General features: G+C 60.5%; 25 protein-coding genes. All 25 read right to left on the bottom strand.

What is annotated here, in order from left to right; all coding sequences use genetic code 11:
• Positions 1–118: 118 nt before the first annotated feature.
• Positions 119–838 (bottom strand): hypothetical protein, encoded by a 720-nt coding sequence (locus tag J5276_RS12395; RefSeq protein ID WP_219256694.1) that lies wholly within the window; start codon positions 836–838, stop codon positions 119–121.
• A 92-nt stretch (positions 839–930) separates the two neighbouring features.
• On the bottom strand, positions 931–2,352 hold the full coding sequence (locus tag J5276_RS12390; RefSeq protein ID WP_219256693.1) for an SGNH/GDSL hydrolase family protein: 1,422 nt from the start codon (positions 2,350–2,352) through the stop codon (positions 931–933).
• Positions 2,352–2,618 (bottom strand): hypothetical protein, encoded by a 267-nt coding sequence (locus J5276_RS12385; RefSeq protein WP_219256692.1) that lies wholly within the window; start codon positions 2,616–2,618, stop codon positions 2,352–2,354. The genes J5276_RS12390 and J5276_RS12385 overlap by 1 nt, the downstream gene beginning before the upstream one ends.
• Complete coding sequence (locus J5276_RS12380; RefSeq protein ID WP_219256691.1) at positions 2,615–3,190, bottom strand: hypothetical protein; 576 nt, start codon at positions 3,188–3,190, stop codon at positions 2,615–2,617. Before J5276_RS12380 ends, J5276_RS12385 begins: the two co-directional genes overlap by 4 nt.
• Before the next feature lie 11 nt (positions 3,191–3,201).
• Positions 3,202–4,569: a DUF2793 domain-containing protein gene (locus J5276_RS12375; RefSeq protein ID WP_219256690.1), complete on the bottom strand. Its 1,368-nt coding sequence runs from the start codon at positions 4,567–4,569 to the stop codon at positions 3,202–3,204.
• The gene (locus J5276_RS12370; RefSeq protein ID WP_219256689.1) at positions 4,569–5,165 is read right to left on the bottom strand and encodes a YmfQ family protein; all 597 of its coding nucleotides are present in this window, start codon (positions 5,163–5,165) and stop codon (positions 4,569–4,571) included. Before J5276_RS12370 ends, J5276_RS12375 begins: the two co-directional genes overlap by 1 nt.
• Before the next feature lie 14 nt (positions 5,166–5,179).
• Complete coding sequence (locus tag J5276_RS12365; protein ID WP_219256688.1) at positions 5,180–6,319, bottom strand: baseplate J/gp47 family protein; 1,140 nt, start codon at positions 6,317–6,319, stop codon at positions 5,180–5,182.
• On the bottom strand, positions 6,319–6,783 hold the full coding sequence (locus J5276_RS12360; RefSeq protein WP_219256687.1) for a phage GP46 family protein: 465 nt from the start codon (positions 6,781–6,783) through the stop codon (positions 6,319–6,321). The genes J5276_RS12365 and J5276_RS12360 overlap by 1 nt, the downstream gene beginning before the upstream one ends.
• 54 nt (positions 6,784–6,837) lie before the next feature.
• On the bottom strand, positions 6,838–7,347 hold the full coding sequence (locus J5276_RS12355) for a phage baseplate assembly protein (protein WP_219256685.1): 510 nt from the start codon (positions 7,345–7,347) through the stop codon (positions 6,838–6,840).
• Positions 7,344–8,543: a phage baseplate assembly protein gene (locus J5276_RS12350; RefSeq protein ID WP_219256683.1), complete on the bottom strand. Its 1,200-nt coding sequence runs from the start codon at positions 8,541–8,543 to the stop codon at positions 7,344–7,346. The genes J5276_RS12355 and J5276_RS12350 overlap by 4 nt, the downstream gene beginning before the upstream one ends.
• Complete coding sequence (locus J5276_RS12345) at positions 8,543–9,787, bottom strand: DNA circularization N-terminal domain-containing protein (RefSeq protein ID WP_219256681.1); 1,245 nt, start codon at positions 9,785–9,787, stop codon at positions 8,543–8,545. The genes J5276_RS12350 and J5276_RS12345 overlap by 1 nt, the downstream gene beginning before the upstream one ends.
• Positions 9,787–12,213, bottom strand: a complete 2,427-nt coding sequence (locus J5276_RS12340) for a phage tail tape measure protein (RefSeq protein WP_219256679.1) — start codon at positions 12,211–12,213, stop codon at positions 9,787–9,789. The genes J5276_RS12345 and J5276_RS12340 overlap by 1 nt, the downstream gene beginning before the upstream one ends.
• 231 nt (positions 12,214–12,444) lie before the next feature.
• Entirely contained in the window at positions 12,445–12,912 is a 468-nt protein-coding gene (locus tag J5276_RS12335; protein ID WP_219256678.1) for a hypothetical protein, read from the bottom strand.
• Complete coding sequence (locus J5276_RS12330) at positions 12,912–13,274, bottom strand: phage tail tube protein (protein WP_219256677.1); 363 nt, start codon at positions 13,272–13,274, stop codon at positions 12,912–12,914. Before J5276_RS12330 ends, J5276_RS12335 begins: the two co-directional genes overlap by 1 nt.
• Before the next feature lie 15 nt (positions 13,275–13,289).
• The gene (locus tag J5276_RS12325; protein ID WP_219256676.1) at positions 13,290–14,777 is read right to left on the bottom strand and encodes a phage tail protein; all 1,488 of its coding nucleotides are present in this window, start codon (positions 14,775–14,777) and stop codon (positions 13,290–13,292) included.
• On the bottom strand, positions 14,777–14,959 hold the full coding sequence (locus J5276_RS12320) for a DUF2635 domain-containing protein (protein ID WP_219256675.1): 183 nt from the start codon (positions 14,957–14,959) through the stop codon (positions 14,777–14,779). The genes J5276_RS12325 and J5276_RS12320 overlap by 1 nt, the downstream gene beginning before the upstream one ends.
• 8 nt (positions 14,960–14,967) lie before the next feature.
• A complete protein-coding gene (locus J5276_RS12315; RefSeq protein WP_219256674.1) occupies positions 14,968–15,546 on the bottom strand; it encodes a hypothetical protein in 579 nt (192 codons plus the stop codon).
• A complete protein-coding gene (locus J5276_RS12310; protein WP_219256673.1) occupies positions 15,546–15,983 on the bottom strand; it encodes a gp436 family protein in 438 nt (145 codons plus the stop codon). The genes J5276_RS12315 and J5276_RS12310 overlap by 1 nt, the downstream gene beginning before the upstream one ends.
• A gap of 62 nt (positions 15,984–16,045) precedes the next feature.
• Positions 16,046–16,315, bottom strand: a complete 270-nt coding sequence (locus J5276_RS12305; RefSeq protein WP_219256672.1) for a hypothetical protein — start codon at positions 16,313–16,315, stop codon at positions 16,046–16,048.
• Between the two features lie 146 nt (positions 16,316–16,461).
• Positions 16,462–16,929, bottom strand: coding sequence for a hypothetical protein (locus tag J5276_RS12300; RefSeq protein ID WP_219256671.1), 468 nt, complete (start codon positions 16,927–16,929; stop codon positions 16,462–16,464).
• 122 nt (positions 16,930–17,051) lie between these two features.
• The gene (locus J5276_RS12295; RefSeq protein ID WP_219256670.1) at positions 17,052–17,945 is read right to left on the bottom strand and encodes a Mu-like prophage major head subunit gpT family protein; all 894 of its coding nucleotides are present in this window, start codon (positions 17,943–17,945) and stop codon (positions 17,052–17,054) included.
• Between the two features lie 9 nt (positions 17,946–17,954).
• On the bottom strand, positions 17,955–18,344 hold the full coding sequence (locus J5276_RS12290; RefSeq protein ID WP_219256669.1) for a hypothetical protein: 390 nt from the start codon (positions 18,342–18,344) through the stop codon (positions 17,955–17,957).
• Between the two features lies 1 nt (position 18,345).
• On the bottom strand, positions 18,346–19,428 hold the full coding sequence (locus tag J5276_RS12285) for a phage protease (RefSeq protein ID WP_219256668.1): 1,083 nt from the start codon (positions 19,426–19,428) through the stop codon (positions 18,346–18,348).
• 73 nt (positions 19,429–19,501) lie between these two features.
• Positions 19,502–20,011: a phage virion morphogenesis protein gene (locus J5276_RS12280; RefSeq protein WP_219256667.1), complete on the bottom strand. Its 510-nt coding sequence runs from the start codon at positions 20,009–20,011 to the stop codon at positions 19,502–19,504.
• 10 nt (positions 20,012–20,021) lie between these two features.
• Complete coding sequence (locus J5276_RS12275) at positions 20,022–21,119, bottom strand: phage minor head protein (protein ID WP_219256665.1); 1,098 nt, start codon at positions 21,117–21,119, stop codon at positions 20,022–20,024.
• Between the last annotated feature and the right edge of the window lie 106 nt (positions 21,120–21,225).

Below are 21,225 nucleotides of genomic sequence, written 5' to 3'. Positions count from 1 at the left end.
AATCGGAATTTTGACACCAGAAATCGGAATTTCTAGAATTCCAATAACGGTGTCAAACCTGCCTTAAGTGGTTCTTGAGGGTCATTTAAAACCCATTCAATAACGCGGGCGGTTCACGTCACAGCGCAGATACGTCGAGCACGGTTTTCGTGACGGGATCGAAGTCGCAAGTGTACCTCACATGCTTCCATGCGCCGAAGCCATTCTGCATTTTTAACTTGTCACCAATGTAGGTGACGATGCCGTCTTTTTGGCTCTTCCAGCGATAGTGCGAGAGTTTCGTTTCAGACCAACTGTCGGTCCATTCGAAATCCCATTTTGCGAGCTTTTCGATTTCATTCGGGCAACGCGCTGTAGCCGCCGCCCAACCTTCTTCCCCCCAGCACTGGATGTCGGCGCGGCACGCGACGTCCTTCGCCTTGCTCTCTTCCTCGTCCTTCCGCCTTTGGGCTTCCGCTGCGAGTGCTGCGGTCTTTGCGTCTTCGTCGGCTTTCGCTTGCCGCTCTGCTTCCACTAAACGGGTTTTCTCAGCCTCGTCAGCGGCTCGCTGCACCCGCACTATTTCGTCTGCCTTCTTTATATCAGCCCAAATTGCAGCATCGGCGATGCCAGCTTTGTTTGCGCGAGACTGATCTTCCATGCTCGCAAAGCCTGCCATTTTAGCGTCGCGATCAAAAGAGAAACCGATACCAGCCAAAACCCCAACGCCTACCACGAAACCGGCTATGGCTCGGCGCTTCAGTAACTTGCGGTGGTCTTTCCGCCAGACCATCGAGACGACTGACCACAGAACAAACCCGCAGACCAGTATCCATATAAAGATGAGAAAGAGCGTCATTCTGTATCCCCAGCCAACGTTAGTGACTTGGTTGTAACGACTTCAAAATGACCCGTACAGAGGGCGGCTACGTCACGCCGTGAGCGTGGCACTTAGGCACCTGGCCGCACCAGACCGAGGCGTGGCACAAGTCCTTCAATGATCACGCATCGTTGAAGCCATGCGACATCAGCGGTGGGCGGTGCCGAAGCGCCGAATGCCGGCACAAACTTGTAGCTTGAATTGGCATCGGTATTGCCCGCATCGCAGGGTATGCCGCCATAGGTGATAGGCATCCAGCCGCCAGCACCTGACGCTGCACCCCACATCAAGGCACCGCCGGAATACGTGCGTAAACCGTTGTTCGCCCGTGTGACGAAGCTGGTAAACGGTACACGCTGCAAGGGATTGGCCTTGGCGAGCATAATGGCTGTGACCGTTTTCCCGGACATCGAGGCCCGCTCCGTCGCATCGAACGAATTCGATATGGACGAGAAATGCCCGTTAGCGTCTGCCGGCTTGACCTTGGCCGAGTATGCCGCACCTGCGCCAGGGTGGATATTTGCCGGGTCGGTATCTTTGGTTGCCGAACCGGCCGACACGGCAGAAAAGTTAACCGGAAGCGCACCAGACCAGTTTGAAAGATCGCCGTTGATGAACAGGTTTGTGCCGATCGGCAATTCCATCCAGCTGACGGTTGAAAACGCCGCCTTCTTTGCTTTCCTAAAGGACGCCATAAGCGCACCGGCCGCTAGCCGCGCACCCTCATCGTTACCCTGGGTATCGGACGGATGGTACACGGGCGAAACATCGTTCGTCCGGTAAAGGATCGGTGCCTTGCCCGCGTCGATATAAAGCTTGTGGGTATCGACGATGGTAAGGCTCGGGAAAACCGATGCCACGCCGAGGATGGCGTTATAAACCTTGTCGTATCCCGCGTTGTCGCGCCACGGGTTTTGGGTGGTGATGACCTGCGGCACGTCCTTCCATTGCCAACTGATCAAGCCGATGATCGACCAGAACAGCCCGCGCCCGATCGCCAAATCATTTCCCGGCGTCTCGAATGAGGACATGTTGTGGCCGTGATGGGTGATAGCAACATCGGGTCGCGGGATCGCGTCGATTGCGGTCGGCTTGCGCGATGCCTCAAACATGCAGCCGGCGACTTGGCCAGGAAGAGCAGCCAGCCAGAAGTCAATCGTCTGAGACGTTCCATTGCGGATGACAACCGGCGCGGCATAGTCCTTCGGACCATTGGCAGATGAACCACCCCATTCGGCCCACCGGTGCATGATAACGGTGGCGTTGTAGAGGTCGCCTAGAGCCACGGCGAATTTGTAGTACGGCCCGTATTCGGAATAGCCGGTACTGTCGGTGTTTGCGAAAATGTTGGCGTTGTTGCCCGCTGCCAGCTTGGTCTTCAGCGGGCCGAAGGCAGAGCTTACCTGGTTGACGGAGAAAACGTCTGCCTCATTCGCTGACAGCGCCAGTGGACCATTCTGCGGCAGGATAAGAGGCAGGTTCGCAAACCGCATCAGGAGTTGTCCCAAACGGTCAGCGTCTTGCTGGCCGGATTATTGCGTGCGACCAGGCGCAAGCTCGGAAGCTTGGCGATCCGCACGATAGGCGTGGACGTGCGGTTAAGTGTGGCGACGGTCACCCAATCTGCATCGACGGAAACGCGCGCTTGTACGTCCACGGTCGCTTGGTCGGTGGTGGCGGCGATCTGGAGGTAAATCTCATCTGCTGGTGTCCAGGGTGCGCCTTCGAGAGTTTCGGCAATGGTGGTGAGCTTGATCATGCGTTGCCTCCTTCAGGCCAGACAATGGACGCGACGGCCTCGGCCGTCGTTGCTGCGAGAACGTGCATGGTCAGTTCACCGAGCAGCGTCTGGCACTTGACGACATGCGCTTTGCCATTGCGGCCGGCCTGCTGAATTTGAGCCGCATTGTGCATCTTCCAAGCCCACGCTCCGACTGCATCGCAGACCCAGAACGGTGTCGCCCAATCGGCTGGCAGGTCTGGCATAAGGCTGTCGGTGACAGACCCCATGAGATTGATTTGCGCCTTGATGTCGCTCGGATAGGTGTGGGGGTTGCCAAGCGCGCTGGACGCGAAGCCGCCTATGATCGTTGCCTCACATGCTGCCCTGAGAACTTCAACGCGAGCGGCCTTCACCGCATCGAGCGAACCGTCCACGGGCGCGGGCGCTAGCAGCTCATTCCCTTTCAGAACCCAATCGTGATCGACCGCATCAGGAGCCTCCAAGACAGCCGGATCGTGCTCTCCCGTGGCACCCTCCCGTGTCGGAAGTTTCGGGTCGACATCGAAAATCTGGAGAACCTTGCTGTCCTGAACCAAAACGTACTTCATGCCTGTTTCCCTTACCAACGTAGCAGGACGAGACCGGCAGCGCCCGCCGCAGGAACTCCGTTAAAATATGCTCCACCAGCGCCACCGCCGGGCTGTGTTCCCGGCGAACCCGTCAGTCCGCCAGCACCACCGCGAGCCGCCGATCCACCAACAGGCGGATCGTTGACGCCCGCACCAGAGCCGGACCCGCCCATACTTCTGAGATTGAGAATGGTGCCTAACATGCCTTGTCCGGGACCAGACCCGCCCACACTGCGAGGTTCACCACGCTGCCCGCCCGTCGCGTAAATCAGTGCAGAGCCGCCTTCAGGCGAAAACGACGAAAGCCCACCCGGAGCGCCCGGAGCGTTACTATTTGCAGTCAAGGCTCCGGACCCACCTGCACCCACTACAACGGTGTATTTCGCCCCCGGCGTGACATCGTAAACGCCAAGGGAATAGCCGCCCGCACCAGCCGCACCGCCGTATTGACCGTTGACGTTTGGCGCTGATGCAGCGCCGCCGCCACCAGCCCAAAGCTCTACCTCGACGCGGGTAACACCGGCCGGCGCAGTCCAGGTGAAGGTGCCGGCCGTGGTATAAGATTGTACGCCAACACCACGAGCCAGTGAGGTCAGAAGACCTGAAATCTGCCAGCCGGTTGCGTCATAAATCAACTCGACGATCTGACCTGTCACAAGGTCACCCGCAATAAGAGGCGTTTGATCTGCGCGACGGATAGCTTTTGCGCCGAGCCCGTTGACGTTCAAAGTAGCGGGTCCGGTGTTAATCGCCGCGACCTTAAGGCGAATGGCTGTTCCCTCACGATAGGCATCGGGAGCGGGCGTCAGCGACGTTGTCAGCGCGTTCTCCGTTCCACCTGCAACGGCAAAACTCCATTTGCCTGACTGCACATCGAGCGCCGGTTTCTCAATCAGGCCGAGGCCGAAGCAATTGATGAACACTCTACCATCTGGCAGACCGAGGCCTTGGCCATTGTTATTGACGAAATACCGCCAAGACGAACCGGTCCATTGTGCGATCTGCCCAAATTTTCCTGCCCAAAGACCGGAAGCATTAGCTGGAATATAATAGGTGTCCCCGATGCCTGGGCTGCCAGGCGGACTGGATAAGGTGATCGAGATAACCGCCAGCCACTGGCGGCTTTGATTCTGAGGGGAAAGGCCCAAAGCGTTGAGCGCCTGCCACAACTGCGACCAGTCCGCATCGCTGGGAACAAGGCCCGCTGAAGTTATCACCTTCAGGATTTCTTCCTGCACACTGTTGAGGTGAAGGGCGGTGACTTCTGTGCCGGCCGCGCCAGCTGCAAGGTTTTCGTCGCGAAAGCCACGACGGCCGCCGCCGATATCGATAGTGTCAGCGCCATTGATGCGATCCATCAGGCTTCTCCGTACTTGAAAACAATTGTTGTATGGGCGGGCTTGTAGCGGCGCAGAACGCACTCGATGGCCGAGACCTGGAATGATCCAAGCCTGTGACCGGCACGGCTGGCACCTGCCCGAAAGTCAGTGAGTGTGACGAGGCCGGGAATATTGACACGCCAGACGAATTGAGACCCTTCGGGGCGCAGCCGCTGACCAGCGCGAAGCACGCCCGCGCGGGAGGGCCAGAATTCCTCTATCGTAATGGTGACGCCAAGCGCGGCAGCGACCGAGATAAAGTAGGGGATCGATTGTCCGCCTCGGGCAGTCCAGCGCTGGAAAGCGAGTTGTCGGCGCTGCTGGACGGACAGACCGTCTTGGTCGCGGCCGCATGGATCAGGGCCTAGGCATCGCTCAAAATCGGCAAGCAGCTTATCCGCCAGGCGCGGGTCCGTTTCATTCATCATCGCTTCGGCGGCCGCCTCGGCGTCTGCGATGGTCTCGGCGACCGCGCCGAGGATCACGCGCATGACGCCACCGCGATAACGCAGCGCCCATCCGATCGGCAGTTTCGAAAAGAGGCTTTGAAGGATGGTTGAAGAGGTCCTGGACATGTCTCAAGACCTCCTTAATTCAGCCAGGTGATGGCGGTGGCGACGGGACAGGCTTTGACGCCGAGCGTGTATCTTGCGGCCGGGATGGTCAGGTCATGGGAATATTCTCCATCTGCGGCGGAAATGGCTTCTGATATCCGCGACGGCTCAATGGTCGCGCCAATCGGGCTTTCGTTCTGCGGATCGTCCTCGTCACCGATGGTGGCGATGAAGCGATTGAATGCCGCCTGAACCGCCGCCCTCGTCAACGCGCCATCAGGGCGAAGGCGCACGCTGACGGGAATACTGACCAGCTCGGCCGCCAGCGGGATGACCCTTGCAGTGACGGGACGAGCGCCAGTTTGACTGCCCTGTGCACCGAGATAGTTGCCGATCGCCGTCAGCTCCAGCGCGGTCGGGATGCGCGGCGTGCCGTCATCGTTTTTCAGGGCGATGACGAGACCCACGGAGCCGCGACCAATCCAGTCTTCCACGACCTTCACGGCGTACACGCTGGCGACATTGCTAACCCAAGCACGGTAATCCGAGGCAGAACCGCCCATCGGCGGCTCACGGATGCGCTGAAGGTATCGCTCCTGAATGCTCTCCGGTTCCTCATCATCGGTGCCGCCGGCAAATGGGGTGGCAACCGTGATTTTCGATATCTGAGGAAAGGCAACAACGGTCGAGAGCTGCACGCCGCTTTCGAGGTTGCCAGAGCTTCCGGGCGCGACGGCTTGGGCGGTGACGGTGACGGTGCCGCCTGCCGCGATTGTCCCGCCTGCTGTCGTGACATACGTGGTGGAAGCCGTAGATGCCATCGCGATGCCCGAAGCAAGAACCGTTCCGGCCGCTCCCTCGATCGTGACCGAACCGATGGCTTTTTTGGCATCACGAGGATCGATGCCCCAGATGGAAGCGTGCCGCATGATCATCGCTTCGTCATCGGCACTGTCCGGCATCCATTGCCGCGCCCACCATGCAACATGGTCGTGGGTTTCGCGGACCTCAGGAGCGACGGCACTCCAGATCACCGCGAACATTCCGTTTGCCGAGCGCACGGCGCGGGAAATCTTTTTCACATCCGCCTGCGGATAGATGCTCAGCAGCAGCACTTCGGAGGCGGCTGCGAGGCGTGAGAAGATCGTTTTAGCGGCAGGAACGGGCCAGACCATCACGCCACCTTTCGCGTCAATTCGAGGGTGGCATCCTCGACCAGGACACGATAGGCCAGCACGCCGTCGCGCAGCCACCAGACTTCGATTTCGGCTGGCGTGCCTGTTTCGCTTTCCGCCCAGGCAAGGCCCTCGGCAATATAATACTCGGCGAGCTGGCGCGTAATCTCGGTTTCCTTCGCGCGCTCTAGAAGCCAGAGCTTGCAGCCGGACATGTCACCGGCAGCATTCAGGCCATCAAGCAGCGCGCCACGACGCTCGGAAAAGGAAACAGGCGCAAGAAACTGCGATCGGCCTTCCGGCAGCTCATCATCCGGAGAGGCGCGGCGATCGATGCCAAGAGAAAGCAGGATCGGGGTGATAGGGGTTTCGTCCACGACCAGGTTGAAATCGTCATCGAGCACCAGATCGCAGCAGCGCCGCGTGGCGTCATAGGTCAGGGCAAGGTCGAAAAATCCGGTCATGGCGCGAAACTATCGCGCGCGCGCAAGGCTGATCAGGCCCGCCGTGGCGGGCGGTTAGTCGCTAACTGGCGGACCAGGAGGACCGGGCGGAGCAGTAACGCGCCCATGGTCACTGCCGATGTTGATGCCGTTGTGCGTCAGCCTGCCACCAACTATGGCAACGCCATCTGCGCTTTGTGTCATGGTCACGCCGCCCACCTTCTGCGTGATGGACGCGGCCGCCTGAACCTCGATGCCGCCGCCTGCCCGGATGATAATGCGATCGCCGAACTTATTAGAAAGACCGACGTCGCCCTTGCTCAAGCCGCCCATGCGCTGGGAGGGATTGGCGAGCGGCAGGATCACCATGTCGCCTTCGTCGCCGCCGATCGCCAGCGCCACGCCGACAGCGCCGTCATCATCAGGAACCGAGTGGAACCCATAGGGCTGCATGATTTCGAGATCGTCACGCCAGACACCCTCGGCCACCTCCGCCGAGGCGGTTTGCATCTGGCCGTCATCCTTGATGTCTTTGACGGTGACGCGACGGACAAGACCGCGCAGCTTGTTGACGATCTCGCTCATAACGCCTCGGCCTTCCCATCGAGCGGCCCGGTGCTTTTGTTGGCCTTGCCCTTTCCGGATTTGTTTGTTCGTCGCTTGCCGACCGGCTCCTTATCGAAAGCCTCGGCCGAGCAAACGGAGATATCCGTGGTGATCTGGTCGGCCTCGGCATAACGGACAGCCGAGATTAGCAGATCGCGCTCAATGCCAAGGAAGGCATCCGATACGGGTACGACCTGGTTGACTGTCCAAAGCGCACCATTCGCCTCGTGGCCCTTGACGGTGTAGGTCTGTTCGTCGCCTTCAGCACGAGACGTTCGATTGCGCCAGTCGGCTTCGTCCTGGGCGCTGTCTGCACCAGCCTTGCTTCGGGCAAGATGGACTTTCGGGCGATATCGCTTGATTTCATCATCTTCGGCCCGGCCAGTCGCGACGGTTCCCTTGCGCTCTCGCTCACGGGCCGAGCCGTCACCGTCATTGCGACCGTCCGCGCCGATCGGCTCGGCTGTAGCATCGAGCGCGGCAGCGCTGCGGGCTTTGCCAGACCGTTCCGATTGACCCCGCACTACAGTCTTGCTGAAGCGGTTTGCGGTACTGAAGGATGCGCTGACGGCCATGACGTTACCTGGCAGGCTAATCCCATCGGGTGCGCGTGTCTTGCCCGTTCGGGTGATGACGATGTTGCCGACGCCATCGGAAAGAATGAGGACACTGCGTTGCCGCGATCCTTTCTCGATGGCGGAAAAGGCGGTCTCGCCAAGGTCGATCGAATAGCGATCGAAGGTCTCGCCGGTGTCCACTTCCGTGCGGACCTTCAGGCCAAACGGTTCGGCGATCTTGGCGGCGGCGTCTTCCAGCTTGACGCCCTTCAGCTCGGCCGGACCTTCCGCCAGTGCCGAGCAGTCGATCAGATCGCCGGTCTTGTCGCGGCCGGAGATCGTCACCGATGCATTACCGTCGCTAACATCATAGGCCACATCTTCGACATGCCCCAAAAGGACTGTGCGTTTACCGATCATGATTTTAGCCTGCATCTGGGAGCGCAGGCGCGGTAGGATCGGCATAGAAGCGAAGACGAAAGTCTGTTTTGAAGCCTCGCCATCGCGAAAGGTAAAGCTGAAGGCACCGGAAAAATCCTTCAGGTCGCGGGTGACTTCGCCTGATGTCCATTGGTCATAGGCCACGCCGTCGAGGAAGAGCTTGATGCTTTTGGCCATTAGCTGCGCTCCAGAAACTCGACATCGCCGGCAGGCAGTTGCGCAGGGTGTGACGGATCATTGCGAGCGACGAGGTCGGCATAGACCGCTTCCAGCTGCGCTGGCGTGTCGCCCGACAGGTGCTGCGCGATTAGCCAGGCGTCGGTATCGCGGCTGACGGAGAGGCGGCGCACGGATGGCAGGCGGCCGATGACCTCATTGAGATCGGAGACGATGGCAGCAATCAACGATCGTGCGGATGATGAGGCGGCTGAACTGGCGGCCTGCATGGTGGCCGGTGCTTGTTGTTCGACCTGGTCAATGAACGAGCCGAGAGCCGAGGTCATGGCGGCGCGATACCGAAGGGCCTCCTGCCGAGATACAAAATCCGCATAAGAAGACTGCTCGGCCGACGCGGCTACGAATTGGCCGGCAGCGCCGACCAGCAAAAGTGCGTCGATCGCAGACGGTGCCTTACCCGCTTCCGCCAGTAATCCTGTTGCGATGGAAAGGCCAGCGCTCATCAGTGCCTGGGCGCTGGGCGTCGTGGTCGCGATCGTCGTCGCAGGGGCGACGGCCGGAACGTCGATCGTCTGCGCGATGACCGAGGCGGCCGAGCTGGCCCAGGCGTCGAAAGCGGAGGGCGAGACAGGAGAAGCGGCGGCCAGCGCGGAACGTATCTCACTGACGGCCGAACGGGCATCCGGACGCGCCACGATGGAATTGGTCACGGAAGACGTGATGCGCCGGCTGCGAATGGTCGCAGCGGTGCGGGCGCTGGAAATGACGGTCAGCGCGATCGAGGTGGCAAGCGAGGTTACTGCGCTGGTGAAGTTGGACAGGGCCGAGGGCAAAAGTCCGCCAGAGAAACCTGACACCGATGACGCCGGCGCGCGCTTGAACCGCGCTGAAATCCGGAAGACCCGGAGTTCCCTTTCGGAAAAGCGGATTTGCGCCGGCTCTTCCATGATGACCTGCATCGGGCCAAGCCATGGATGAATGAGAAGCGCCGGCCCTGGTGTCTCAAAGGCCTTGGAGAGCAGCTTTGCCCGTGCGCGATAATCGTCTCCGACATAAAGCGCTTCGATACTGATGCCGGAGGGCCCCACGCCGAAATCGTCATAGGCGGCGGGATCGACGCCGGGGAACAGATATTCGAGAACCCGCCGTCCATGGTCGCTCGACACATCGACGATGGAAATCGGGATGCCGCGATAGACACCCGGCAGCAGCCCTTCAGCAGAATCGAGACTGTCGAGCAGCATCAGTCCCTCCCGACGGCGCGGCCGGTATTGACGTTCGGCGACGGCGACGTGACCGTGGTAGTTTGGCCGACAACCTTGCCGGGGCCTTCGACAACAACCTTCGCCTCGGTTTTGACGTTGAGCTGCTGCGGCGCGGCGGGCGCGGTCGGCGATGCCTGTGCCGGCAGGACGCCGTTCTGGTTAGCGGGCTGGCGACTGCCAGGACCGAACTCCGTTAAATTGCGCTTGCCGGAAACGCCTAGTGCGTTCGAAACACTTTCGATGCTGAGGGCGGCCTTCACGCGCTCCAGTGCCGTGGCAACACTGTTCCACGCCTCGGCGATGCCGTCCGGCATGAGTGCGCTCCAATTGATCCCGCGGTTGACGGCTTCGACCAGGGACGCAAGTCCTTTCACCACCCACTCGATCGCCCCCGCTACGTCTTCAAGGATTTTGAATGCCGCTAGAACCGTCTGGCCGCCGAGGTCTCCTAGGAATTTCATGACGCCGGTAAACATGCCGGACATTTTGCCGCCTTCGCCCAGCCCGACAAGTTCGCGGATAGCAGCTCCGAGCCGGATGAAGCCGGTCGCGATGCCGCCGATCGATCTGACCGCGCCGCCTGCCGCCTTGCCGATCGGCTCAAGCCACGGTGCAAATCCGGAGCCGAATTCCTTCATGCCCTGCCATGCCCTGGCAATGCCGTTCAATGCGACATCAAGACCACGGAAGGCCGCGAGCTTGGCATCCTCGATTGTCAGGCCGGAAAGGTCGAACTTGAGATCGAGGCCATCGGCAAAGCCGGACATCAGCTTCTTCAGGTTTTGCCATCCTGCCGTCACGTCGTCGAGCGCTGCTCCGAGACCGGCGCGGATAATGGGGCCGTAGCGACCAGCCAAATCGCGGGCAACGCCCATGACCTGGTTGCCGATATTGCGCAGATGCGGAACCGCTGCGGCGGCTTTCTGACGAACAGTTCCCCAGACATCGCCGAGCCGGTTCCACATTTGCGACAGGCGTGGACCGTAGCTTGACCAGTTGCGATAGATATAGACGCCGGCAGCAGCGATGCCCGCCAGCGCGATACCCACCGGGCTGAACAGCGCCGCCAGAACCGACAGACCCGCGCCGATCGCAGGCAACACGACGCCCAGGACGCCGAGACCGACTGCCGCCAGAACGGCCACGCCTGCGAAGGCAAGGCCCTGCTTGACCATTCCGCCCGTCGCCGCGTCGAAGTCGCGAACCCATTTGAGGCCATCCATCAGATAGCCGTTGATCGCTGGCATCCATGTGCCGAAGGCAAGGCCGACTTCGCGGGATGCCTGCGTGCCGATTTCGCGGAAGATTGTGAGCTGGCGGTTGAGGCCCTGCATCTGGGTTTCAAAGTCGGCATCGACGGCGCTACCGGTCGCCTTGGCAACCTCGTCCTTGATCGACTTGTATTCGTCGATGTTGCCGAGCATCGGGATCAGGAAGTCCATCACCTGCATGTCAGAGAACAGTTCGCCGAGCTTGCCAGCGCCGTAAATCTTTTCGAGCTGCTCGCGCACGGTTGCCAGCGCGTCAGCGTCGGACATGCCGGCAGCCTTCGCCTTGCCCATCAGGCCCTGAATTTCCTTGCTGGAAACGCCGGTCAGCTTCGTGATCTTCTGTACAACAGCTTCTATCGGGTTGATGCCTTTCGTCACCGCGTCCTGCATCACACTCTGAATATCGACGCCCATGTCCGCGAAGTTCTTGACCGTGGCCGGGGCAAGGATTTTCGACAGGAAGTTCTTCAGGTTGTTGGCGGCCTCGGCCGGATCGGATGTACCTTTACGGGCGATCTGGAGGGCGGAACCTAGGAAGTTGATCGCCTCGCGGCCGGTCACGCCGAACTTCGCCATCTGCCCGGTCAGTGTCGGGAAGTAGCGCGACATGTCCTTCAGCTCGAAGGAACCGAGCTTGCCGGCCGTCACCAGCGCGCCCATGGCGTCATCCAATTGATCGGCCGGAAGCTTCAGCGTGGTGAGCAGCGACGTGGCGACGGACGCCATGTCGTTCATCTCGGCATTGGCGGCGGTGGCGGCGCGGCTGATCGATCCGATGGAGCGGTCTACAAGCCCGTTATCGACGCCGGCCGCGATCATCTGTCCCGCGCCTCGGGCGACAGTGTCGGAGAGTTGGCCGACATCAAGGGCGAGCTGCTCGAATTTTGCCTTGGACTGATCGACGAACGCAAAGGCCGCCTGTCCCGTCAGATTTGACGTTCCGGCTATGTCGATCAACTGCTGCTGAAAAGCTGCGGCCTCCTGCATGGGGCCGAGGAAGGAAATACCGGCAATGGCAGCGCCGACAAACCCGATCTTGCGAGCGGCATCAATGACGCCATTAAGCGCACCTTTAATGCCGCGCAAAGGTCCGCTCAAGAGGTCCTTGAGGCGAACGATGACATCAAGATTCATGTTCCGATTGGCCACGGCGCGCCCCGCTTCAAAATAAAACGGAATTTCTCACGCGCGCGTGAAACTGATCAGGCCCGCCGTTGCGGGCGGGCCTGATCTAGGTCTTTGCGAGGTCGTTTACATGTTTTCGGTAGGCCATGATGCAGTTCCACCAGAACTGCACTTTGTCGATCGTCATGTTGGCGATCTCGGCCTCGCTGAACCCGGAGCCGTCAGCGATGCCGCCGAGCTTTACTGGCCAGTCTTCGTCCCACTCGTCAAAAAACTCATAACAATCCTGTGGCCGTCTGCGACATCGACGCCATCCATTTTGTCGAAGAGTTTATCCATCACCATTTCAGAAATGCGGGTCGAGCGTGAGAACATCACGACAGATGCCTTGGCGTCGCTGGTCGCCTGGATGGCTCGCAAATCAGCGCCGTTGAAGCGATGGAAGACCAGTTCGGTGAAAACGCGGTCCCTGACCTTGCCGTCTTTACGGGTGGTGAGCGTGACTTTTTCAAAGAGCGGAAGCGTCACCGAGCCATTGGCGTTCGGGCGCGCACGCTTCGGCAGCTTTGAATCGGCGCTGGCGTCTTCGTCGATGATGTCGTCGTCCACGAGTGTGCCGGCATCCTCATTGATGACGGTCTCCGTTTTCGAAACAACGTCGTCGTTCGGTGCGTCTTCGTCGAGATCGACCTTCAGTGTAGTACTCATCAGAGAATTTCCTCGGGCGATCCGCCAGCCCATTTGAGTTCGATTTTCCCGCCTTCGCCGCCCGTCACGTCGGGAATGTCCCCCTCAAGAAAGGCGTCGTTCAAGACGTATGTCTGGCCGGTGTCGCAGACGATCTGCAATTCACCCTCGCCGGGATCGAGCAGGCTGCCCAGGCGCTGCCCCCTTTCGAGGTGGGTTGTGGCCGTGACCTGCGACCCTTGATACTCTTGGGCGCGGCCGACGCCTCGGCCATAGGTCACGGCGTTGTTCTTGATACCGCCTTTGCGGAATTTCGCCCCCTTCTCGACGGGGATGTTACGTCCCCGCCAGACGATATCGACGATGCCCAATACCTGTGTCATCGCTTAAAGCTCCTGTTAAACCTGAAATTCGAGACGGCCGGCGAAGACCATGAGATTGCCGACGATCACCACCTGCTGGCGGCTTTCCAGCCGCTGTCGATCGTCCGTGGAACGCTGGAAGACGCTTTCCTTGAGGGTGCGTTGGACGTTTTCGATCCAAACCTTCTTGCTATAAAGCTTGCATCGTGCCGCCCAGGAACCGGCCATGCGCTTCGCCGTCACCACGGCCGTGCCGGCGTCCTCGTCATCGTCATCGCGTGTAGCGAAGGATGCGTCGCTGTCGTCATCTACGAGCTTGGAACGCGGGTACATCAGGTTGATGTAGACCGACCAGTCATAGCGGATGCGGCTCATGGTGACCGGCACCATGATATCGAGCCAGGCGCGATCGGCGATGTCGAGCGTCGTCTTCTTGTAGGTCGTGATCATGCGCGAGATCGTGACCGAACCGTCAGACAGGCAGTCGAAGGTGGAAATGCCGTTGCGCAGCAGCAGATCGTTTTCCTCGTCAAGGAACTGATCCGCCTCGGCCGGCGCTTCGACACCCGGCAGAACGAGCGACTTCAACTGGCGGGCCGGGTCGTTGGTCAGGTGGAACGACGCGATACCCATGGCCGAGGCGGCCATCGCCCAGGAGGGCGTCGGGCTTTTCTTCAGGCCTGCCGTGGTGAGGAATGGTGAGTTGGTCAGATTGCCGAGGGTCGTGAGCTGGCCGTATGTGCCACCCATGAACACGAAGCCATGGCAGTCGAGCTTCGAGGTGGCGAGATAACGCACCCGCAGCCACTCGGCCGTTTTGGCAAGGTTGGTCGCATCCGACCAGGGATGCGTGAGCTTGGTTGCCCAGGTGCTGACAAGAAGATCAAGCGCCGGCTGCACGTCGGGATTTCCAGAGCCGCCCGCCATGGCGACGACAGCGCAAGTCAGACCGGCCGGAAGCGGCTGGGCTTTGGTATCGACGCGCAGATCGATTTCGTTGCCGACTTCCCCGCCATGACGAGAAGTGACGGTGACCACGCCGAGTGCTGCCGTCGCAGTCACGACCATGTCGAGATCGGCATTGATGGCGGCGGCAAGCTTTGTCGCCAGTGCGGCGACGGCATCGCTGGAGAGCGCCGTCATACGCACCTGCCGACCGCCAATCTTGAAGCGCAAGACGACGGAGCTGGTGGGCGAACCCGCGAAGGTGAAGGTGCCAGTCGCCTTCAGCGCGCCGCCGGCGTCGGGGAGTGCGATCACGAAAAGCGGCGCGTTACGGTTCGCCTTCTTGAAGTAGGCCACCTGTTCCGCACCGATCGAGCCACGGCCGAATAGTGCGATCGCCTGATCGGCGCGGGTCACTTCCTGTATTGCGCCGGCAGCGAGCGTGCCGGTGGCGAGCTTCTGGCCGATAATGAAGGCCTTTTCCGGCCATGGCAGAATGCCGACATTGCGATAGTTCGGCCCGATTTCGAGCAGTGTCGCAGGTTCGAGGCGATCGACGGGGATTTCGTTGAAATCCATTATTTGTCTCCTTCAGGCTTCTTGGCCGGTTCACGCGGCTTTTCGATCAGATCGCCGTCCTGGACGCGGCGGCGCGTGAAATGCGTGTCGGGATCGGGCATGCCTTCCTTCGGCCATTCGGAGCCGTCCGGGAGGTGGACCGTGCGGCCCTCGGCCGCGATGAGAACTTTCTGTGTGGCCATGGCCGGTTTTACTCCTGGGGTGGTTGAAGTTCGTCGGTGATGGTTTCGGTCGAGCCGTTCACAGACCAGGTGACGCCAAGCGCCTTGAAATCTTCGGGCTGCATCTTCCCGGTCGCAGCTGCACGGCATGCGAAGCTGAAGGTGAAATCGAGCTGGGCAATCGCGACGTTGTCGTCGGTCCAGCCGTCCGCAATGACGCTGTTGGAAAGTGTGATGTTGGTGACGCCCTGGTCATCGAAGTTGATGCCCTGGAGAAGCACGGAGGCGACGTCGACCATCGCATCCATGCCGATATCGAACTTGTCGCCCTTAAAGCGGGCTTCAAGGCCGCTCGAAACCCTGTTTATCAGGATCAGCCGCCAGAGCATGTTGCCCTTCAGCATACGGCCACTGTCAGGGTCCGGTTTCATGCCCGTCCAGGCGAGACCGATGAACGGCGACAACTTAACGACGCGCTTGAACTCATCCAGGCTAAGAACCTGTGGCACGCGCTCGATCGTGAAAGGGTTTTTCGGGAAGGCGATCCGGAGCCGCTCGATGATCAGCGGCTCCTGGTTACGGATCGGCATTAGGGGAAACGTGTCCATCAGAAACCCCGTAAGGTTTCGAAGGTGACGATGCGGTCACGATCGGAGATGCGCGGGCCGGAGCCGACCGCGTTGCCGCCTGTCGGCGATGCCAGCGGAATGTCCAGGTGCACCATTTCCTTGGCGATGTTCTCAAGCCATTTGATGACCTCGGCGCGACCCTTCGCCATTTCTTCCGAAGGGCTGGAGCGCTCGGTATCGGCGAGATCGTAGCGGGCGAGGATGCAGGTCGCGCGCACCAAGTCTTCTGGCGGACTTGCGATCGGCGTCATGTAGCGACCGCGAATGTAGCTGTTGATCAGCGACGTGGCGTCGGTCAGGGCAGTGTTGACCTTTTCCACGTTCGGCGTCTCGGCCTCTCGATCTTCCGTATTGGACAGACGCACGATCTGCACCTCTCCAAAGCGGGCGATCATGTCGGTGACGGTGGCGTACATGGCAAAGTCTCCAGTGGGGAAAAGGGCTGACCCGAAGGCCAGCCCCGGACAAGTCAGTTCGATCAGCAGTAAATCCAGCGGCGGTAATGCAGAGACTGCCCGCTGGTCAGCCAGCTTTCGCGGTAGATATCCTTCAGCTTGCCGATTGCCTTGAAACCGGAGACCTTCGGTAGGGCGAGACGTGCCCAGAGGAAGGCGGCGGGCTTGGCCAGGGCGTGCACCACGAAGCGCGCGATGTTGACGGCGAAGACGACGGTGCGCCCGGCAAACGTCGAAAAAGCTGTGAGGCAGGCGAAGAATGCGAGGCTGAAGTAGCCGTAACGTCGTGTCATGCAGATTTCCTCTTTGGGTTGGCTTCAGGGTTTTGCCGCTGTTGCCGATGGCCTCTTGCGAGCCTCGTGCCATCGGCGGGCTTCGGGGCGATTGGTCCGGCGACCTGATCCGGTCCGCAAGCCCCTCGCGGCGCTCCCGTCAGGAGTTACTTCTTGACGGTCTTTTTGCCGTCGCTGCCGTTGGCCTCGCCAGCGCCGCCCGCCTCGGTGCCGGACTGCTGGCTTTCGGAGCCGTTCGCCTGGGCGGATTTCAGCACGGCGATTTCGGTTTCAGCGGCCAGCAGCTTCTTGCCAAGTTCATCGATCGCGTTGTCGTGGGCCGCCTTCGTGTCGGCGAGCTTTTCCGCGACGGCATCAGAAACCGTTTTGTTGAAACTGTCCTCAAGCTTCTGGCGCTCGATCTCGACGCGAGCCTTCACGGCCTGCTCGATGTCGGCGCTGGATACTTCGGCGGCCTTGCCATGGACTTCCTGGACGATGAAGGCAGGATCGGCATCGAAGGCCTTAAGCTGATCTTCCGTCCAGTGGCCGGGTTCGTAGGTTTCCTGGGCGGGATGCACGACACCGTTGCGGCGAAGGCCCGGTATCGAGCAAATGATCTGGATTTTCGACATGTGTGGTTCCTTGGGCTTCGGGGTTCGGGAAAGCGGCTGCATGGCCGTTTTCCGGAAACCCGCCAGCAATCGGGAGGATGACTGCTGGCGGTGCGGTCAGGCGATGTGGAACGCCCGGCCGGTTACGCGAGGTGCGGGATGACTTCGACGCGGGCGGTTTTCGCCCAGACGTTGGTTTCACCGCCGTTGATCAACGCGGCCTCGACAACCTGACGGGCCTGTGCTTCGAGGGTCGGAGACACCAGCAAGACGGTCGGACGGATGGCCTTGATCTGGCCGTCACGCTGACGGATGGTCTGCATGGCGGTACGGGCGGCCGTGTAGTTTGCGACGTTCAGTGTGGCTTTCGATTTGTAGGCAAGCTGCCAAAGGCCGAAACCGGCATTGCCGCGCGTGTCGGCACCCCAGACGTATTCAGCCTTCCAGAAGACGTTCGGGTCTTTTTCGTCGAACATCTGCGTCAGCTTGATCGGCTTGCGGCTCTGCCAGACCATGGGCTTCAGAACCTGCGTATCATCGATCAGATACCAAGCAGGGCCGGCGCCATCGGTGAAGTTCGAAACCGAGATCACATTGCCCTGCTCGTTATAACCAGGGTGATCGCCGTCGAAGTAATACTGGCCATCATAGCAGAGCGTGGTTTCGCCCTTCTTGAACAGTGGCCACACCAGACTGTCAGGGAACGCGCCGCCGTCCTGGCCGAACTGTGCCGCAACCGGCGCGAAGATGCCGACCTGATCGTCCTCGATCTGCTTGCGCTTGATCTTCAGGGTCTTTTCGAAATCGCGGTTTGCGATCTGGTACAGTGTCGCGCCGACATCATGGGCGACGCGGTCACCGATCCATTCGCGGAAGCCGGGCAGATCATCCAGGCGCGGGTACTGGTTGGCGAATGTGGTGGAGGTCACCGTCATCGCAATCTTCTGGTAAAACGGCGTAACCGTTGCCATCGACTGGTTGAAGATGGTGGAAAGCGAGGTGTAAATGCCCCGCAAATTGGCGACGTTAATATCCATCGTGGTTCCTTAGAGGGGCTTCAGCCAGACGCCGTCAGCGTCGATGGCATCGATTTTTCCGGCCGGCAGCAATGCGCCGGCAACGAGCGTGAAGGTGTCGTCTGCCGAGGCATAGACCGTCTTGCCGATATCGGCCGGGGTCGCGCCTGCCAGCGGAATGAGCCTGATTTCCTTTTTCAGGTTGATCAGGCGATCACCGGTCGCGCCGTCGCGGTTATCGACGGCCTCTTCGGCGAACCCGATCAGCGCGACGCAAGACGCGTGGCCTGCCGGCACGGCGGCAAGAGCAGCCGTCACGCCGCACATCGTGCCACCAAAGATGCGGACGCCGGCAAGAACGGAATAACCGTAAGCATTGCCAGAGCGGGTTTTAGGGCGAATGTCAGCCGTAGCCGTCATGTCACATGTCCTTTCCGAAGAGCGACTTGTGCTCTTTCTTGAAGGCTTCCGGATCGACACCCATCATGGCGGCGACAGAAAGCTCTTCGCTGGTTGCGGTCTCACCCTCCTTGGGCGGCTGGCGGCCACCGAGGCCGCCTGCGTTGAGCGACGGCATGACCTTCAGCTCCGCCTCAACCTCGGCCGGGTCCTTCATGTGGCGGGCGATCATGTGCTCGCGCAGAGAAGGAACGACTTGCATCTTGGCGATCGCGGCGTCGATCACGGTGGTTGCCTTGTCCTTCGCCGTGTCGGTGACGAGGGTTTCAAGGCGGGTGTTGAGCGACTTGACCTGATTTTTCAGGGTCTCGTTTTCCTTCTCGACGCCGGTGGCCGGCTTCGTTTTCGCCTGAAGGGCGGTCAAGAGGGCGTCAGCGCCGGCCGTGACTTCGACGCCAGCGACTTCCGCCAGTCTCGCCATCAGGGCCGCATGTGCGGTCTCGGCAGAGTGAGCCGCAGTGATGGCCGCAAGGATCGCGGCTGCATCTGCGGTTTCCGGCAGGCCAAGCGCCTTCCGGAGAGCTTCCAAATCCATGGTGGTCTCCAAATTTTGAGAGTGAAGCGATTTCAGGTTGAGGTTGGGATCGTTGGTCAGCGCCACGCGCAGCAGCTTTTGAACCGCAAAAGGGGCTTTGGCGCTGTGCGTGAAAACCGGGGAAATGTAGCCGTAGGCTTTGCCCTGCATCATCGCGAGGCCGTCAGGCGTCCACTCGACCTTTGCCCAGACACCATCGTCTCGGCCCTCAAGTGCTGTCAGCCAGCCACGGGCGGGTGCGGAAAAACCCTGCTTTGCCGCAAGGTCTGTCGAATGGTTTTCATCGACCGGCAGCTTCTTGCGCTCGGCATTGAAAGCCGAGATCAGGGCGTCGGCATTGTCCAGGACGTAAGGGCCGCGACCATCAACGCCAGAGAAACGACCGGTCGGCAGAACGTGCAGCCATTCGGGCACCGTGGCGGCCGACTGCAACGCGACAATATGGGTCGAGACCGGCACAACCGAGGCCGAATGAAGTGCAACAACAGTGGTCGAGATCAGGTTTCGCATGGTCCGGATATGCCATGCGGGCAAAATTCAATTCATGCCTGCGCCTGCGGGCGGGCCTGAAGCAGAGTGAATTTCAGCGGGAGGAATAGCGATCCACAAAACCGAAGACGGTCTCGGCGATCATCGCTTCGTCATCCGACGATATACCGAGGAAGGGGCGTGCGGGCAAGGTAACACTGTCGGCTTTGATAAGGTTCCCGCCGATCCGGAACCAGAGATGCGTTGCCCGAACCGGCACGATCGTCGCGCCGAACTGGTGAGCGGCCGCGTAAATCACATCGGTGCCCACCTGCACCTCGTCATTGCTGGCCCTGGCATTGATGCTGTTCCGGAGCCGTCCGCTTTCGGTCAGGATGCGTGAATTGCGCTTCCCTTCTGCGTATGCCGTGTTCAGCGCTTGCCACGCCTGGCCGTCCGGATCGGTCTGGGTCACGAAGCGCATATGTGTCGAACCGACAAGGCCGACGCCGATCGCGCGCATGACGGGCGTGGTATTCGTCATCAGGCCTTCGAGTTGGCGAAAGCCGCGCCGCACTTCTGAATCGAGAACCTGTGTCGTGATCGAGACCGACGCGCCGCTCATGCCAAGAACCTCACTGCCAGCCGGAGCCGAAGGCGTCGGTCAGATCAGACCGGCTGACGCGCTGAAGCGAGGTCATGTAGACCGTCTTCCGATCGGCCTTCATGACGATATCGACATCGGCCCGATAAAAAACGCCATCATGCTCACCGACGAAGGCCGACCGGCCGCGATTGTCGCGCAGCAGTTTTCCCGATCGGACGAGCTGGCCGGGAATGACGCCGATCGTGTCGGGCGTCAGAGCTTCAGCTATTTGCGCCTGGCTGCGGATGGTGTCGGCCGTCAGGCGAATTTCCGTGCCAGCGGCGACATTGAGGGCGGCCCCCGTTGCCTTGTTTGCAGTCGCAACCGGCGTCCAGGCACCGTCAGGCCATTTGCCCTTCAGCGCCGATTGAACGAAGGCCGCGACCTGCACCTGGTCGGCGCTGACCGCCTTCGGACCAGGTGCGGTTTGCGTCAGCCAGGCAGCGCCGGGATTGTAGGCGAAGGACGGATCAATGCCCCGCGGCTGATCCGTGCCGAGCTGGTCAAGGTTGGGCGGGGTGTCGGGCTTGGATTTACCCAGGCGACGAAGACCAGGACGAGACACAGGCGTCACGAAGCAACCACACCGGTAACCGTTCGGCGGATACATTTTCGCCCAGACCGGATCGGTGGCTTCGTAGCATTCGCCGTCCCATGCTTTGTGCTCCAGGCGCGGATGCAGCGCGCCGGAATGATTGTACATCCAGTAGGGAAACGCTTCGAGCGTCTCCGGAGCCGACATCTGGGCGTAGCGGCCGGCCGCATAGGCGGTGCTGAGATTGGTTTCGAAGATGATGCGGGAGCGCCAGCCGCGTGAACCGTTGTATTGCCAGCCGTGACGCGCGACGATCGCATCGAAGTCGGCGCGGAAATCTTCGAGCGTCAGACCCTGTTCGGCGGCCTTGACGATCGCCGCCTGAAAGTCTTCGACCAGCGCCTTTTTATTTGCGCCGGCCACCATGAACATCTTCGAATGAGCCGCGTCCCAGACATCGCGATGGCTTGTCGTCGGGACGGCCGTTTTCTGACGAAGGAAGTCGATCGCCTCATCAAACGGCAGACTGATCGCGCCCACGGTCGTCGCCATCAGAGCAACGACGAAAGGCTTAAAAATTGAAGCAGGTTTAAAGGCCGTGGAAGCGTTTTTCGGGCCTGAAGCTACGGATGCCGCAAAAAGCCCCCTGAAGCGCGCC

The sequence above is a fragment of the Agrobacterium sp. S7/73 genome, from assembly GCF_019355535.1.
Lineage (GTDB): Bacteria > Pseudomonadota > Alphaproteobacteria > Rhizobiales > Rhizobiaceae > Agrobacterium > Agrobacterium tumefaciens.
The sequence above is the reverse complement of the archived record's forward strand: the minus strand, read 5'-3'. Positions and strand labels throughout refer to the sequence as shown.

Coding starts and splice junctions, on each gene's coding strand:
- J5276_RS12365 (WP_219256688.1), bottom strand. CDS start 6,319: ATGGTCTGGCCCGTTCCTGCCGCTAAAACGATCTTCTCACGCCTCGCA.
- J5276_RS12345 (WP_219256681.1), bottom strand. CDS start 9,787: ATGCTGCTCGACAGTCTCGATTCTGCTGAAGGGCTGCTGCCGGGTGTC.
- J5276_RS12275 (WP_219256665.1), bottom strand. CDS start 21,119: ATGGCGACGACCGTGGGCGCGATCAGTCTGCCGTTTGATGAGGCGATC.
- J5276_RS12340 (WP_219256679.1), bottom strand. CDS start 12,213: ATGAATCTTGATGTCATCGTTCGCCTCAAGGACCTCTTGAGCGGACCT.
- J5276_RS12290 (WP_219256669.1), bottom strand. CDS start 18,344: ATGACGGCTACGGCTGACATTCGCCCTAAAACCCGCTCTGGCAATGCT.
- J5276_RS12385 (WP_219256692.1), bottom strand. CDS start 2,618: ATGATCAAGCTCACCACCATTGCCGAAACTCTCGAAGGCGCACCCTGG.
- J5276_RS12395 (WP_219256694.1), bottom strand. CDS start 838: ATGACGCTCTTTCTCATCTTTATATGGATACTGGTCTGCGGGTTTGTT.
- J5276_RS12390 (WP_219256693.1), bottom strand. CDS start 2,352: ATGCGGTTTGCGAACCTGCCTCTTATCCTGCCGCAGAATGGTCCACTG.
- J5276_RS12375 (WP_219256690.1), bottom strand. CDS start 4,569: ATGGATCGCATCAATGGCGCTGACACTATCGATATCGGCGGCGGCCGT.
- J5276_RS12300 (WP_219256671.1), bottom strand. CDS start 16,929: ATGTCGAAAATCCAGATCATTTGCTCGATACCGGGCCTTCGCCGCAAC.
- J5276_RS12355 (WP_219256685.1), bottom strand. CDS start 7,347: ATGAGCGAGATCGTCAACAAGCTGCGCGGTCTTGTCCGTCGCGTCACC.
- J5276_RS12310 (WP_219256673.1), bottom strand. CDS start 15,983: ATGTACGCCACCGTCACCGACATGATCGCCCGCTTTGGAGAGGTGCAG.
- J5276_RS12295 (WP_219256670.1), bottom strand. CDS start 17,945: ATGGATATTAACGTCGCCAATTTGCGGGGCATTTACACCTCGCTTTCC.
- J5276_RS12280 (WP_219256667.1), bottom strand. CDS start 20,011: ATGAGCGGCGCGTCGGTCTCGATCACGACACAGGTTCTCGATTCAGAA.
- J5276_RS12305 (WP_219256672.1), bottom strand. CDS start 16,315: ATGACACGACGTTACGGCTACTTCAGCCTCGCATTCTTCGCCTGCCTC.
- J5276_RS12380 (WP_219256691.1), bottom strand. CDS start 3,190: ATGAAGTACGTTTTGGTTCAGGACAGCAAGGTTCTCCAGATTTTCGAT.
- J5276_RS12370 (WP_219256689.1), bottom strand. CDS start 5,165: ATGTCCAGGACCTCTTCAACCATCCTTCAAAGCCTCTTTTCGAAACTG.
- J5276_RS12325 (WP_219256676.1), bottom strand. CDS start 14,777: ATGGATTTCAACGAAATCCCCGTCGATCGCCTCGAACCTGCGACACTG.
- J5276_RS12330 (WP_219256677.1), bottom strand. CDS start 13,274: ATGACACAGGTATTGGGCATCGTCGATATCGTCTGGCGGGGACGTAAC.
- J5276_RS12360 (WP_219256687.1), bottom strand. CDS start 6,783: ATGACCGGATTTTTCGACCTTGCCCTGACCTATGACGCCACGCGGCGC.
- J5276_RS12335 (WP_219256678.1), bottom strand. CDS start 12,912: ATGAGTACTACACTGAAGGTCGATCTCGACGAAGACGCACCGAACGAC.
- J5276_RS12315 (WP_219256674.1), bottom strand. CDS start 15,546: ATGGACACGTTTCCCCTAATGCCGATCCGTAACCAGGAGCCGCTGATC.
- J5276_RS12285 (WP_219256668.1), bottom strand. CDS start 19,428: ATGCGAAACCTGATCTCGACCACTGTTGTTGCACTTCATTCGGCCTCG.
- J5276_RS12350 (WP_219256683.1), bottom strand. CDS start 8,543: ATGGCCAAAAGCATCAAGCTCTTCCTCGACGGCGTGGCCTATGACCAA.
- J5276_RS12320 (WP_219256675.1), bottom strand. CDS start 14,959: ATGGCCACACAGAAAGTTCTCATCGCGGCCGAGGGCCGCACGGTCCAC.